7 protein-coding genes are annotated in these 15112 nt (G+C 65.0%); 5 read left to right on the top strand and 2 right to left on the bottom strand.

All coding sequences use genetic code 11. From position 1 onward, the window contains the following. The 4 genes from P9217_RS24285 (at nt 1) to P9217_RS24270 (ending at nt 12549) form a co-directional block, all read left to right on the top strand. The gene (locus P9217_RS24285) at nt 1-588 is read left to right on the top strand and encodes a HutD family protein (protein ID WP_278088091.1); all 588 of its coding nucleotides are present in this window, start codon (nt 1-3) and stop codon (nt 586-588) included. Nucleotides 589-858: 270 nt separating this feature from the next. Then, the gene (locus tag P9217_RS24280; protein ID WP_278088090.1) at nt 859-9438 is read left to right on the top strand and encodes a glucoamylase family protein; all 8580 of its coding nucleotides are present in this window, start codon (nt 859-861) and stop codon (nt 9436-9438) included. 375 nt (nt 9439-9813) lie between these two features. Beyond that, a complete protein-coding gene (locus P9217_RS24275) occupies nt 9814-11583 on the top strand; it encodes a glucan ABC transporter ATP-binding protein/ permease (protein WP_067000546.1) in 1770 nt (589 codons plus the stop codon). A gap of 207 nt (nt 11584-11790) precedes the next feature. Further along, a complete protein-coding gene (locus P9217_RS24270; protein ID WP_067000549.1) occupies nt 11791-12549 on the top strand; it encodes a heme ABC transporter permease in 759 nt (252 codons plus the stop codon). Nucleotides 12550-12782: 233 nt separating this feature from the next. Here the strand turns inward: P9217_RS24270 and P9217_RS24265 are convergent, their stop codons facing one another. Continuing rightward, nucleotides 12783-13841 carry a D-TA family PLP-dependent enzyme gene (locus P9217_RS24265; protein ID WP_278088089.1) on the bottom strand — a complete coding sequence of 353 codons (1059 nt, stop codon included), beginning with the start codon at nt 13839-13841 and terminating at the stop codon, nt 12783-12785. Between the two features lie 208 nt (nt 13842-14049). Here P9217_RS24265 and P9217_RS24260 point away from each other — a divergent pair, with 208 nt between their 5' ends. Next, nucleotides 14050-14736, top strand: coding sequence for a D-lyxose/D-mannose family sugar isomerase (locus P9217_RS24260; protein WP_067329872.1), 687 nt, complete (start codon nt 14050-14052; stop codon nt 14734-14736). A 9-nt stretch (nt 14737-14745) separates the two neighbouring features. Here P9217_RS24260 and P9217_RS24255 read toward each other — a convergent pair whose 3' ends face one another. Further along, nucleotides 14746-15099, bottom strand: a complete 354-nt coding sequence (locus P9217_RS24255; protein WP_278088088.1) for a hypothetical protein — start codon at nt 15097-15099, stop codon at nt 14746-14748. Nucleotides 15100-15112: the final 13 nt, after the last annotated feature.

Below are 15112 nucleotides of genomic sequence, written 5' to 3'. Positions count from 1 at the left end.
ATGCGCATCCTTCGTGCCGCCGGCTATCGCGTCATGCCGTGGAAGAACGGCGGCGGCACGACCACCGAGATCGCCGTCTCGCCTGATGGCGCCGGTCTCGAGGATTTCGACTGGCGCATCTCCATGGCGCGCGTCGAGACCAGCGGGCCATTCTCCAGCTTCGCCGGGGTCGACCGCACGCTGTCGGTGCTGGAAGGCGACGGCATTATGCTCGACATCGCCGCTCCACCGCCGGCGCGGCTGACGCCAGCCTCGGCGCCGCTTCCTTTTCCCGGCGACGTGCCGACCCGCGCCACGTTGATGGGCGGCCCGATCACCGATCTCAACGTCATGAGCCGCCGCGGCTGCATCAGCCATACGGTCGAGCGCTTGCCTGTTTCGGGTGAAGTCGAGATAAGGTCGACCGACGGCACGACGATTATCTTGCCGGTTGGCGGTGGCGTCACAGTCCTCACGGACACCGCTGCCAGCCTCGGACCGCTTGATGCGCTCGTCCTCGATCAGCAGAGCCGGAAACTGCGCCTCCAGCCTGAAGGGCATGAGCTGATTTTTGTGATCCGCCTGCGCGTCACCGCCGCCAATGGTTAACGGCTGTTGCCAAACATGATCGCGGCGCGGGCGAAATATCGCCTGGGCCCTTGCATGTATCACGAAAAAGCCTGAATCCTTTCCCTGATCGGACCCGGGGCGGGAAGCGAGGGGCGTTCGCCCTTGAGTTGTCGAAAGGGGACGCCCCTGTCATGGAGCGCAAACAAACTTTCGGCCGAACCTGCCATGCAACAGATTGCATTTGAACCGGTTTTAGGGCCATTGCCGTGGCGGTGACGCCGCATCGCGCCCCGCCTTACGGAATAATCAATGAACATCCAGACGAATCCCGCCAAGATTGAACAAACTAGTGCCGGCTTCCCGACCGTCACGGAAGCGCCGATACGCTCCAATTTCCTGCCGGAAGACCGGCTGCGCGCGCTGGGCGCAGCACTCGCCAAGGGCGATGTCAGGGACCTGTTCGGGCTTTCGCCGTTCGAATTCCAGGCCCGCATCCGTGATAGCGCCAAGAAGATTCTCGAAGTCTACCGTTCGACCAACGCCGCCCAGGCCAAGGGCGAGACGATCACGCCCGCGGCGCAATGGCTGCTCGACAACAACTACCTGGTCGAAGAGACCATATTTCAGGTCAAGCGCGATCTGCCGCGCCGTTTCTACCGCCAGTTGCCGACACTCAAGCTTGCGGGCGGCACGGCGTTGCCGCGCGCCTTCGTCGTCGCCTGGAGCTATGTCGAGCATTCCGACAGCGCCGTCTCGGCGACCATGTTCAAGGCCATCGTCGAGGGCTTTCAATCGGTCGAGCCGCTGAAGATCGGCGAGCTCTGGGCGCTGCCGTCGCTGCTGCGGTTCGTGCTGATCGAAAACCTCCGACGCATCGCAGTGCGCGTCAACCGTACCAGAGAGATGCGCCAGATCGCCAACGAGGTCGCCGACCGGGTGCTGGCGACCGACGACAATGCCGACCGGACCAGGATCCTGTCGAGCTACGCCGCGCATGCGCAGGATACCACTTTCGCCACCCAGCTCCTTTATCGCCTGCGTGACGGTTCGCAGAACGCCGGCCGCGCGCTGGAATGGCTGGAGGGCGAGCTCGAGAAGACCGGCTCCGACGCCGAGGAGATCATCATCTCCGAGCATCAGACGCTGTCCAGCGGCAACGTCACCACCGGCAATATCATCCGCGGCCTGCGCCTCATCAACGACGTCGACTGGACGGTCTGGTTCGAGGGCGTCAGCCGCATCGACACGCTGCTGCGCGAGAAGACCGATTTCGCCGCGCTCGATTTCTTCTCGCGCGATCAGTATCGCACCGCGATCGAGCAGCTTGCGCGCCGCTCCGACCTTTCCGAATTCCGCGTCGCCGAAACGGCGATCGAGCTTGCAGGCCACATGCCTGGGGTCACCGATGCGTCCGGCGTGCCGGAAACTGCCGACCCCTCCGTGCATACCGATGTCGGCTTCTTCCTGGTCGGACCGCGTCGGCCGGAGCTGGAACAGGCGATCGGCTACCGGGCTCCCTTCTATGTGACTTTCAAGCGCGCCTTTGCCGCCACCGGCTGGCTCGGCATCGTCGTGCCGGTCTTCCTGCTGACGGTGCTCCTGCTTGTGCTGTCCGGCAACGCGCTTGCCAATCTCGGCCTCTCGGCGGGGGCGATCACGCTGATGCTGGCTTTGTTCGCGGTGCCGGCGAGCGAAGGCGCGTTGGCCTTCTTCAACACCGTCGTGGCGCTCTTCCTCAAGCCGACGCGGCTCGTCGGCTATGACTACAAGCACGGCATCCCCACCTCAGCGCGCACGCTGGTCGTCGTGCCTTCGCTCATCGGGTCGCGCGACGACGTCGAGGAAAACATCCGCAACATCGAGGTGCATCATCTCGCCAACACGGCAGAAGAGATCCATTTCGCGCTTTTGTCCGACTGGCCGGATTCCAAAACCGAAATCGACGCAGCCGACATCGAGATCCTGCAATATGCCCGCGACGAGATCGCCAGGCTGAACGCCCGCTACCCGTCGGAAGGTGCTCCGCGCTTCTATCTTCTGCATCGCCGCCGGCTCTACAATCAGGCCCAGGGCTGCTGGATGGGCTGGGAACGCAAGCGCGGCAAGCTGCACGAGCTCAACCTTCTGCTGCGCGGCGACAGCGATACCACCTTCCTGCCGCTCGATGTGCCGCTGCCGGACAAAGTCACCTATGTGATGACGCTCGACGCCGATACGCGCACCACCCGCGACGCCGTCTCGAGCCTTGTCGGCAAGCTCGCGCATCCGCTCAACCGTCCGCATTTCGATCCGGCAAAGCGCGTCGTCACAGCCGGCTACACCATCCTGCAGCCGCGCATCACCGCCTCGCTCACCAGCGGCGACGATGCCTCCTTCTTCCAGCGCGTCTTCTCGGCCAATCGCGGTCTTGACCCGTACGTCTTTGCCGTGTCCGACGTCTATCAGGACGTCTTCGGCGACGGCACTTTCACCGGCAAGGGCCTCTACCATATCGACGCCTTCGAAACGGCGCTGAAGGGCCGCATCGAGGAAAACACCATCCTCAGCCACGATTTGCTCGAAGGCGCCCTGGCGCGCGCCGCGCTCGTCACCGATGTCGAACTGGTCGAGGACTATCCGACCCGCTACTCGGTCGACGCCTCACGCCACCACCGCTGGGCGCGCGGCGACTGGCAATTGCTCGGCTTCATGTTCGATCCGCGCTCTGGCGTTCCGGCACTGTCGCGCTGGAAGATGGTCGATAACCTCCGCCGCTCGGTGACCCCGATCTTCTGGGTGATGGCCTGTATCGCCGGCTGGACGCTGCTGCCGTTCACGCAGGCCGCGCAGTGGCAGGCGCTGATGATCCTCAGCCTGTTCATGGCCCCGACTTTCGACATCGTCAACGGCATCCTGCCGAAGAGCGGCGACCAGACGCCGCGCGGCCATTTCTCGGCGCTGGCCCGCGACACTGTGTTCGGCACCGCGCTGGTGGCGCTGAAGGTGCTTTTGATGGCGCACCTTGCCTGGATGATGGGCGATGCCATCGTCCGCACTCTTTACCGGCTCTTCGTCAGCCGCCAGAACCTTCTGGAGTGGCGCACCGCCTCGCAGGCGCACAAGACCGGCGGCAGCGATCTCGGCGCCTATTACAGCATGATGTATGGCGCCGTGATCATCGGCGTCGTCGGCCTTGCCGTGCCGGTGCTGGCCGATTCCACCGGCGCGTTCGTCGCCTTCTTCTTCGCGATTTTCTGGATCGGCTCGCCCGCCGTCGCCTGCTGGATCAGCCGCTCGGCCGAGACCGAGGACAGGCTGCGCATTTCCGCCGCTGACATCCATGCGCTGCGCACCGTGGCGCGTCGCACCTGGCATTATTTCGAGACCTTCGTGACGGCCGAGCATCACCATCTGCCGCCCGACAATTTCCAGGAAAGCCCGGCCCCGGTGGTGGCGCCGCGTACCTCGCCGACCAACATCGGCGTCTACCTGCTCTCGGTGGTGTCGGCGCGCGACTTCGGCTGGATCAGCCTGTCGGATGCCATCACCCGCATCGACGCCACGATGACGACCATCGAGAACATGCCGCGAGATCGCGGGCATCTCTACAATTGGTACGACACGACGACGCTGAAGCCGCTTTATCCGCTCTATATCTCGGCGGTCGACAGCGGCAATCTCGCCGGCCATCTGGTCGCCGTGGCCGCGGCCTGCGCCGAATGGGCCGAGGCGCCTTCCGTCCACCTGCAGGGCGATTTCGAGGGCATCCTCGACACCGTCACCATCCTCGACGAGAGCCTGGAGGAACTGCCCGACGACCGCCGCCAGCTGCGGCCGCTGCGCCAGCGTCTTGCCGACCGCCTCGACGGCATGCGCCGGGCAGTGATGACCATCAAGGCGCAGCCCGAGATGGCCTCGATCCGCACGATCAATCTCGCGGTGCTGGCCGGCGAGATCCGCAAGCTCGCCACGGCCATCCACGTCGAGGCGGCGTCGCCCAAGAGCGACGTCATCGCCGACTGGGCGGCCAGGCTGGAGGCGACCTGCGAGGCCCATGTGCACGATTCGCACAATGACGAAAGCGCGGTCTCGGCGCTCCGCACCAAGCTGCTCGCGCTGCGCGGGCGCTGCCGCCGCTACGCCTTCGAGATGGATTTCTCCTTCCTGATGCGGCAGGAGCGCAAGCTCCTGTCGATTGGCTATCGCGTCGAGGAGCACCAGCTCGACGAGAGCTGCTACGACTTGCTCGCCTCCGAGGCGCGGCTGACCAGCCTGTTCGGCATCGCCAAGGGCGACTTGCCGACCGAGCACTGGTTCCGGCTCGGCAGGCCGATTGTCGAGATCGGTTTCAAGGGCGCGCTGATGTCCTGGTCGGGCTCGATGTTCGAGTACCTGATGCCGCCGCTGGTGATGAAGGAGCCGCAGGGCTCGATCCTCAACCAGACCAGCAAGCTCATCATCAAGCGCCAGATCCAGTATGCGCGCTCGAAGAACGTGCCCTGGGGCATCTCGGAAGCGGCCTACAATGCCCGCGACCGCGAGCTCACCTACCAGTACACCAACTTCGGCGTGCCCGGCCTCGGCCTGAAGCGTGGTCTCGGCCAGAACACCGTGATCGCGCCTTACGCCACCATCCTGGCGGCGCAGTTCAATCCGCGTGAGGCGGTGCAGAACCTGATGCGGCTGCGCGCGATCGGCGCGCTCGGCCGGCACGGCTTTTACGATGCGGTCGACTTCACGCCGCAGCGCGTGCCGGAAGGCACCGACCATGCCGTCGTCCAGAACTACATGGCCCACCATTCCGGCATGTCGATCGCCGCCGTGGCGGACGCCATCTTCGAGGGTCGGCTGCGCGAACGCTTCCACAGCGATCCGGTGATTGAGTCGGCCGAACTCCTCTTGCAGGAGAAGGCGCCGCGCGACATCCCGACCGCCACCGTCAGGACCGAGGCCGACGAGCGCTCCAAGGACGAGACCGAGACCGAGAGCCCGGACAGCCGCATCATCCTTGACCCGATCAAGGCGCTGCGCGCGACCAACGTCATGTCGAATGGCCGTTACTCGGTCATGGTCACCGCCACCGGCTCCGGCTACAGCCGCTTCGGCGAGCTTGCCATCACCCGTTGGCAGCCGGACCCGAGCGAAGACCGTCTCGGCTCCTATATCTTCTTGCGCGACACCGCGACCGGCGACTGGTGGTCGGCCACCGCCGAGCCGAAGCGCGCCGAGGGCGAGCGCGTGCAGACGCTGTTTGCCGACGACAAGGCGAGCTTTACCAAATCGATCGGCTCGCTGCGTTCGGAGGTCGAGTGCATCGTCATCTCCGAAGGGAACGGCGAAGGCCGGCGCGTCACGCTTTACAATGACGGCCCCACCGACCGGCACATCGAGGTGACGTCCTTTGCCGAGCTGGTGCTGGGCAACGAAGCCTCCGACAACGCCCATCCGGCGTTCTCGAAGATGTTCGTCGAGACCGAGATCTCCGCTAACAACGGCGCGATCTTCGCCACCAGGCGCAAGCGCGAAAAGAACGAGCCCGACCTAACCATGGTGCATTTCGTCACCGATCCGTCGGGTCCCTCGCGCGACGCCGAGGCCGAAACCGATCGCCGCGCCTTCATCGGCCGTGGCCGCACCATCGCCGACGCTGCCGCCTTCGACCCCGGCGCCCGGCTCTCCGGCAGCCACGGCTTCACGCTCGACCCGGTGGCGGCACTTCGCCGCCAGGTGCGCGTGCCGGCCAACAAGAAGATCTCGCTGACCTTCTGGACCGTCGTCGGCGCCAACCGCGGCGAGCTCGACGAGGCGATCGGCCGCCTCGACCATCAGGAGAGCTTCGCCCGCCAGGCTATGCTCGCCTGGACGCGCAGCCAGGTGCAGACCCGCCATCTCGGCCTCAGCCTGACCGATGCCGCCAATGTGCAGAAGCTGGCGCGTTACCTGATCTATCCCGATCCGTTCCTGCGTCTGCCCGCCGACTCCATCGCCTCGGGCCTCGGCCGCCAGTCGAGCCTCTGGCCGACCAGCATCTCCGGCGATTTCCCGATCTTCCTGGTGCGCATCGGCGACGTCGCCGATCTCGAGATCGTCGCCCAGGCGCTGCGCTTCCAGGAATACATGCGCGCCCGCGGCATGATGATCGACTTCGTCGTCGTCAACGAGCAGGCATCCTCCTACGTGCAGGACCTGCAGCGCGCAGTGGAGACGCTGTGCGAGAACAGCCGCCTGCGTGGTCGCGAGCTTGGCCCGCGTCAGCACATCTTCGCCGTGCGCCGCGACCTGATGGACGAGCCGACCTACAAGACCCTGCTGTCGGTCGCGCGTGTCGCTCTCCACACCCGCAACGGCACCATCTTCGACCAGCTCGAGCGGGCCGAGACGGCGGCATTGCAGGCTCGCGACGCTTTGCAGCAGGCGGAAGGCGTTCCGGCCCGCCAGCCGTCGCCGCCTTTGCCTGAGCCGACGCGGGCAAGCGAGGGGGGAGCCGATATTGCCGCCGACGGCACCGGCCTCAGCCTCTGGAACGGCTTTGGCGGCTTCGACGGCGACGGCCGCCACTACGTGACGCGGCTGACCGGCCGTCGTGTGACGCCGCAGCCCTGGATCAACGTCATCTCCAACGCTTCCTTCGGCTTCCACGTCTCGGCCGAGGGCGCCGGCTTCACCTGGAGCCGCAACAGCCGCGACTACCAGCTGACGCCGTGGTCGAACGACCCGGTGTCGAACCGGCCGGGCGAGGGCTTCTATATCTACGACCAGTTGAGCGGCAAGGCGTTCTCGCCGATGGCCGCGGTGGTGCGCGATCCCTCGATGACCTACGAGACCTGGCACGGGCAGGGGTTCTCGACCTTCCGCTCGAAGCGCGGGCCGCTGTCGATGGATCTGACGCAGGTCGTCGACCCGGTGGATCCGGTGAAGATCACCCGGCTGCGCATCCAGAATGCCGGCCCCGCGCCGGCAAGGCTGCGCGTCTATGCCTATGCCGAGTGGGTGCTCGGCGGCCATCGCTCGCGCACGGCGGCAACCATCGTGCCGACCAGGGACGCCGCGACGGGCGCCATGCTGGCGCAGAACCCCTACGGGCTCGACTTCGGCGAGCGGGTGGCTTTCCTCGCCGCGACGGCGCCTGTTCATTCGGTGACCGCCGACCGCGGCGAGTTCGTCGGCAGGCACGGCACGACCGAATATCCGCAGGCCGTGCTTGGCGGAGTTGCTTTGTCCGGCCGCGTCGAGGCAGGCGACGATCCGTGCGCGGTGATCGCCAGCGACATCGACATCCCGGCCGGCGGCGACGTGACGCTGTTCTGGCTGCTTGGCGACGCCGCCACGGCCGCCGAGGCGAGCGCCCTGGTCCAGACCCACAGGGACAAGGATTTCGACCGGCGTCTGGCCGACAATGAGCGCGTCTGGCGGGGCTTCCTCGACACCATTCAGGTCGAAACGCCGGACAAGGCGCTCAACGCCATGGTCAACCACTGGCTGCCCTACCAGAGCCTGGCCTGCCGCATCCGCGCGCGGTCGGCCTTCTACCAGGCGAGCGGCGCCTTCGGCTTCCGCGACCAGTTGCAGGATACGCTGGCCTTGCTGGCGCATGATCCGAAGCTGGCGCGCGACCAGATTCTCAACGCCGCGCGCCGGCAGTTCCAGGAGGGCGACGTGCAGCACTGGTGGCTGCCCCGCACCGATGCCGGCGTGCGCACCATGATCTCGGACGATGTCGTGTGGCTGGCGCACGCGACGGCCCGCTACATCGAGGTGACGGGCGATGCCGCCATCCTCAAGGAGCAGATACCGTTCATCGACGGGCAGGAGCTTGGCGAGGGGGAGCACGACGCCTTCTTCACGCCCGAGATCACCAAGACCACAGCCTCGCTTTACGAGCACTGCGCGCGGGCGCTCGATCTGGCCATCAAGCGCAGCAGCCCGGCCGGCCTGCCGCTGATCCTCGGCGGCGACTGGAACGACGGCATGAACCGTGTCGGCGAGGGCGGCAAGGGCGAAAGCGTCTGGCTAGGCTGGTTCCTGCTGAAGACGCTGGGTGACTTCGCCCCCATCGCCAAGGGACAGAGCGATGGCAAGCGGGCGCAGGCCTGGACGAAGCACGCGGACCTGCTGAAGCGGGCGCTGGAGAGCACGGCCTGGGACGGCCAGTGGTACCGGCGCGGCAGCTTCGACGACGGCACGCCGCTTGGCTCCCGCAATTCGGATGAGTGCAAGATCGACTCCATCGCCCAGTCCTGGAGCGTGCTGTCGGGCGAGGGGGATCCTGCCCGCTCGACCACGGCCATGGAACAGGCGACGAAGATGCTCGTCGACGACAAGCACAAGATCGTCAAGCTGTTCACGCCGCCCTTCTCGAACAGCGACAAGGATCCCGGCTATATCAAGAGCTACCCGCCGGGCGTGCGCGAGAACGGCGGCCAGTACACCCATGCCGCCACCTGGTTCGTCATCGCGCTGGCCGAGATGGGACGCACCGACGAGGCCTATCGCTGCTTCTCGATGCTGAACCCGGTCAACCACGCCTCGGACGAGGCGGCGGCCGAGCATTACCGCGTCGAGCCTTACGTCGTGGCGGCGGACATCTACGCCGGCGAAGGAAAAGGCGGCCGCGGCGGCTGGACCTGGTACACGGGGTCGGCCGGCTGGCTCTACCGGGCCGCGGTGGAAGGAATCCTCGGCATCGAGCGGCGCGGCAAGCAGATCACGTTTAGGCCGAAGCTGCCTGGCCACTGGGACGGCTACGCCGCCACACTCAAGATGTTCGGCGGCGAAATCAAGGTTCGCGTCATCCGCGACAAAAAGACCAAGTCGATCGCGCTTGAAGTCAATGGTTCGAAGACCAAATCAGGGTCTTTCGAACCGAAGGCCGGTGAGATGACCGACGTCGTCGTCAAGATACCTGCGTAGGATCAAAGACTTGACTTGCAGGCCGCGCATCTCTCGGGATGCGCGGCCGAGCTTGGCGTTTTACTTGCCAATGGGCCGGGCAGCGTGCGCCCACGCTGCTTCAGGCACGGCTAAGCAAGCGCCAAGTGATTAAAAATGTGGCAGCGCTGGGCAGGTGCCATTGTTTTGCCGCAAGGCTGACATTTCACCTTTTATCTCAAACCGTTAGGTGATCACGTCAGATTTCGCACCGTCGTCATCTTTTGTTCGCTAAATGGGAACGGAAGGGATAGACGACGCATTGTTTCGCGACACATAAACCGGTACGTGTCAAAAAATGGTGCGGCGCACAATACCGACATTGAGCACGGACAAGAGTTTGGCGGAGTAGCTGAAGTGTCACTTCTGCAGATCTACTTTAGAGCGCTGAGTTATCTGGCTGCGGACAAGAAGCGCGTCGCGCTGATCTGCGGCGCCAACGTCGCGCTTGCCGCGATCGCCATTCTCGAGCCGATCCTTTTGGGCCGGGTGATCGGCGCCATTTCCGAAAAAGGTCCGGTGTTTTCGACGCTCGCCGTCTGGGCCGCTCTCGGTGTCTTCAATGTCATAGCTTTCGTGCTGGTGTCGCGCGGCGCCGACCGCTTCGCCCATGCCCGGCGTTCGGAAGTGCTGTGCCAGTCCTTCGAGCGCGTCATCACCATGCCGCTCGCTTGGCACCACCAGCGCGGCACGTCCAATTCGCTGCACACGCTGCTGCGCGCCGTCGAAACCCTGTTCAGCCTGTGGCTCGAATTCATGCGCGTGCATCTCTCGACGGCCATTGCGCTGGTGCTGCTGGTGCCGACCGCGCTTTCCATGGACATCCGCATGTCCATCGTGCTGCTGGGCCTCGGCGTGCTTTACGTCGGAATCGGCCGTATCGTCATGCGCCGTACCAAGTCGGGGCAGACCGCCGTCGAGCGCCACTACCACACCGTCTTTGCCCATGTGACCGACAGCGTCAGCAACGTCGCCGTGCTGCAGAGCTATAACCGCATCGGCCATGAGACCGCGACGCTGAAGCGCTACGTCAAGGACCTGCTCGACGCGCAGAACCCGGTGCTCGACTGGTGGGCTATCGCCAATGCGCTGAACCGCCTGTCGTCGACCATCTCGATGATGATCGTGCTCTCGATTGGGGCTTATCTCGTCACCCGTGGCCAGCTCCGTGTCGGAGACGTCGTCGCCTTCACCGGCTTTGCCGGAATGCTGATCGCCCGTCTCGACCAGATGTCGGCCTTCACGACGCAGATTTCCGAGGCCCGCGCCAAGCTCGAGGATTTCTATCGCCTCGAGGACTCGGCCGCCGAAACCGCCGAGCCGGACGGCCTGCGCGAGTTGACCAACGTCACCGGCCGTGTGCGCTTCGAGGACGTCAGCTTCGAGTTCGCGAACTCGGGCCATGGTATCGAGAATGTCTCCTTCGAGGTGCCGGCCGGCAAGACCGTCGCCATCGTCGGCCCGACCGGCGCCGGCAAGACGACGCTTATCAACCTGCTGCAGCGCGTGTTCACGCCGTCCAGCGGCCGCATCCTGATCGACGGCATCGACACTCGCACGGTGACCCGCAAGTCGCTGCGCCACTCGATCGCCACCGTCTTCCAGGACGCCGGCCTGCTCAACCGCTCGATCGAGGATAACATCCGGGTCGGCCGCGCCGATGCGAGCAATGACGAGGTGCACGCCGCCGCCAATGCCGCCGCCGCACAGGACTTCATCCTGGCCAAGAGCAGCGGCTACGATACCGTCGTCGGCGAGCGCGGCGGCCAGCTCTCGGGCGGCGAGCGCCAGCGCATCGCCATCGCCCGCGCCGTGCTGAAGGATGCGCCGATCCTGGTGCTCGACGAGGCGACCAGCGCGCTCGACGTCGAGACCGAGGACCGAGTCAAGGAAGCGATCGACGAACTGCGCCGCAACCGCACGACCTTCATCATCGCCCACCGCCTGACCACCGTGCGCGACGCCGACTTGGTCGTCTTCATGGACAAGGGCAAGGTGGTCGAATACGGCGGCTTCACCGAGCTGTCGCTGCGCAACGGCCGCTTCGCAGCCCTGCTGCGCGCCGGCGGCCTGCTCAACGACGAGGAGGTCCGTCGCCTCAGCCGTCCGGTGACGGAAGCGGCGTAAGCTTTCTTCCCTTCTCCCCTTGTGGGACAAGGTGTCGCTGCAGGCGACAGATGAAGGTGTTCCAGGAAGATCAGCGTCTCACTCCGTCGCGCACCCTATCCGTCTCGGCGCTCGCGCGCCGATCCACCTTCTCTCACAAGGGGAGAAGGAGAGAGTGCGACAACCGTCCGATTGCCCCTGATGCATCGCCGGTCTATTTAGATCGGCATGAGCGACACCACCTCACGCCTCGCCGGCTGGATCGATCTCGCCAACCCGACGCGCTTCGTCGGGCTGGCCGACAAGGTCATTCCGTGGCTCGCGGCGACCGCGGCGATACTGCTCGGCGTCGGCCTCTATATGAGCTTCACCGCGCCGGAGGATTTCCAGCAGGGCATCACGGTGCGCATCATGTACATCCACGTGCCTTTCGCCTGGCTTGCGATGATGTGCTACACCATCATGGCGATCTCGGCGCTCGGCACGCTGGTCTGGCGCCACCCGCTGGCCGACGTGGCGCTGAAGGCAGCGGCTCCGATCGGCGCCACCTTCACCGCGCTCGCGCTGATCACCGGCTCGATCTGGGGCAAGCCGATGTGGGGCACCTGGTGGGTGTGGGACGCTCGGCTGACCTCGGTCTTCGTGCTTTTCCTCATGTATCTTGGGATTATCGCGCTGACCCGCGCACTGGACGACGCCGGCCGCGCCGCCTGGGCCGCCGCCATCATCACGCTGGTCGGCTTCATCAACATCCCGATCATCAAATTCTCGGTCGATTGGTGGAACACGCTGCACCAGCCGGCCTCGGTCTTCCGCCTCGGCGGCCCGACCATCGACCCTTCGATGCTGTGGCCGCTCGCCGTGATGGCGCTTGGCTTCACCGTGCTGTTCTTCGCGCTGCACCTGATGGCGATCCGCACGGAGATTTTCAGGCGCCGCGTGATCGCGATGCGCAGGGTTGCGGCGCGGCAGGCGGAACGGCAGTAGATTTTCGACCAATAGCGGTCTGTCGCGTTCCTTCTCGCCCCCCTCTGTCCTGCCGGACATCTCCCCCACAAGGATGGTGCGATTGCTTTCGGCAACTTTCAGCGTTTGGAGGAGGGCGCGACGCCCGAGCCGCCAATCTCCCCCCAAAGTGGGGGAGATGTCCGGCAGGACACGGGGGGCGCTGTCCCGCCAGCCTAGACGAACTTAAAACATCTGCGTGCGTCTCAGGATCCTCAAGCCATCTTCCCCCGCGCCGCCACCGGCAGCGTTTCCAGCACCTTGTCGCCGTCGATCAGATGCACCTGGTCGAACAAATTCGTCACCACGCAGCAATGATCGGGAACCACGCGCACGCGCTCGCCAATGCGCAGGGCGCCGCCGTCTGAAAGCGTGACGTTGCCGTGCTCCTCGCTCAGTCCAGTCACTCGCGCGCTGGGCACGCCGAGCAGCTCGCCGAAATCCGGCAGTCCTAGCGTATCGGAGGACAAAGCCTTGCTGCCGCTGTCGAGGATGGCGCGGGAGGGCGTCGGGTGGCTGACCACGGTGGCCAGCACCGTCAGCGCGCAATCGTCGAGCGTGCCGACGCCTTTGGCGACCTGGTAGCGGTCGAGATAGATGTAGGTGCCGGGCCTATATTCGGTGACGACGCTGTCCTCGCCCGAGCGCCACATGTCCGGCGTGCCTCCGCTGGAGATGCGCCGGCATTCGAGCCCGGCCGCCGCAAGCGTCTCGCGCGCGTTCCGCAGCCACGCCTCGGCTTCGGCGGCGCGGCCCGCCGCCGGATAAGTCATCAGCCCGCCGAAGGTCAGGCCCTTGGCCTGGTCGATCACTTTCGCCAGTGCAACCGCTTCGGCCGGGCTCTGCACGCCGCAGCGGCCCATGCCGGTGTCGCATTCGACCAGCACCGGCAGCGGGTGGCCGGTATCGGTGAAGGTCGCGGCTAGCCCTGCCAGCGTTTCGTGGCTGTCCGCCGTGACCGACAGCGTGACGCGGCCATGCAGTGCCTTCAGCCGCTCCAGCTTGGCGCGGCCGAGAATGTTGTAGGGCAGGAAAATGTCCTCAAGCCCGGCATCGGCCATCACCTCGGCCTCGCCGATCTTCTGGCAGGTTATGCCGACCGCGCCAGCCGCGACCTGCTTCTTCGCCCAGTAGGGCAGCTTGTGCGTCTTGATGTGCGGGCGGAGCTTCAGCCCGCGGCGGTCGGCATGCGCCTGCGCCTTTGCGATGTTGGCTTCGGCGCGGGCCGCGTCGATCAGGATCGCCGGCGTGTCGAGATCGTCTATGCTTGCCATGAAGATCACCGTTCAAAAGCATGTCTCCCGAAGGTGGGAACCGGTTTCGGGAATGAAGACATGCGCGATCAAAAACCCGTTGGGGTTATGGGCTTGATCGGGCCGGATGTCACGAGGCCAGAGCCGTCAGTTTGCGTCGACAGCGGACCGGCATTGCGATATTCGGGTTGGCAGATTTCAGCAGGCAGCGGCCGGAAGGAAAACGACCATGAAGCGCTCCAAAATCAACGACATCATCCGCGAAGCCGACGCCTTCATCCGCTCGTTCGGCTACATCATGCCGCCCTTCGCCTACTGGTCGCCGGAAGAGATGAAGGCGCACAAGGCGGACTCTTCGGCCATTTTCAGCTCGCGTCTCGGCTGGGACATCACCGACTACGGCCAGGAGAAGTTCGATGAGCTTGGTCTCTTCCTTTTTACCGTCCGCAACGGCCGCTACGCGGACATGAAGCTCGGCATGGGCATGCTCTACGCCGAGAAGATCATGATCTCGCGCAAGGACCAGCTGTCGCCCATGCACCGCCACAACATCAAGGCCGAGGACATCATCAACCGCGGCGGCGGCAAGCTGGTGCTGGAACTGTTCATGCACGACCGCGACGGCGGCATCGACCCGAAGGCCGAAGTGTCGGTGCCGGTCGACGGCACCATCACCAGATTGCCCGCCGGCGGGCTCCTGAAGCTCGACCCGGGCCAGAGCGTGACGCTGCTGCCGGGCGTCTGGCACGCCTTCTGGGCCGAGGGCAAGGACGTGCTCATCGGCGAGGTCTCGACCGTCAATGACGACCTCACCGACAACGTCTTCCGCGATCCGATCGGCCGCTTCTCCAACATCGAGGAGGATGTGGCGCCGGTTCACCTTCTGGTGTCGGATTATGAAAAATGGGTGGGGTAGGGCGAGGGCCTAGTCGTCCCAATTTCGCTGCTGAAAGAAGGTCCAGATACTGATAGTGCTGTCGTCCCGGTCGCTCGTGCTGTGCAGCGTGAGGACAATATCCACGGTGGGCGGCGCTTTGATCATGGCTGTGATCACGCGCGTCCCGTCGTCGGGTACGATGCCTATGCCCCATTTCATTTCCCAATTTCCTCCGGCCTGCTGCAGTCGGGGAGTGGAATCTTCGAACTGCTCCCTCATCGTCGCATCGTTTGGAAACGGTTCATCGGTGAGTTTTGCAAAAACCTCCCACGACCCGGCAACTGCTGCCTGAATGGCGCTTTCTATTCTGGCGCTCTCGGCTTGGCTGATTGTTTCAGACATACTGAGAGTTCCA

Source organism: Mesorhizobium sp. WSM4989 (assembly GCF_029625795.1).
In the GTDB taxonomy this organism is placed as follows: Bacteria; Pseudomonadota; Alphaproteobacteria; order Rhizobiales; family Rhizobiaceae; genus Mesorhizobium.
The sequence above is the reverse complement of the archived record's forward strand: the minus strand, read 5'-3'. Positions and strand labels throughout refer to the sequence as shown.

Excerpts from the sequence above, each read along its gene's own strand:
- P9217_RS24285 (WP_278088091.1), top strand. The coding sequence starts at position 1 with ATGCGCATCCTTCGTGCCGCCGGCTATCGCGTCATGCCGTGGAAGAAC.
- P9217_RS24280 (WP_278088090.1), top strand. The coding sequence starts at position 859 with ATGAACATCCAGACGAATCCCGCCAAGATTGAACAAACTAGTGCCGGC.
- P9217_RS24270 (WP_067000549.1), top strand. The coding sequence starts at position 11,791 with ATGAGCGACACCACCTCACGCCTCGCCGGCTGGATCGATCTCGCCAAC.
- P9217_RS24265 (WP_278088089.1), bottom strand. The coding sequence starts at position 13,841 with ATGGCAAGCATAGACGATCTCGACACGCCGGCGATCCTGATCGACGCG.
- P9217_RS24260 (WP_067329872.1), top strand. The coding sequence starts at position 14,050 with ATGAAGCGCTCCAAAATCAACGACATCATCCGCGAAGCCGACGCCTTC.
- P9217_RS24255 (WP_278088088.1), bottom strand. The coding sequence starts at position 15,099 with ATGTCTGAAACAATCAGCCAAGCCGAGAGCGCCAGAATAGAAAGCGCC.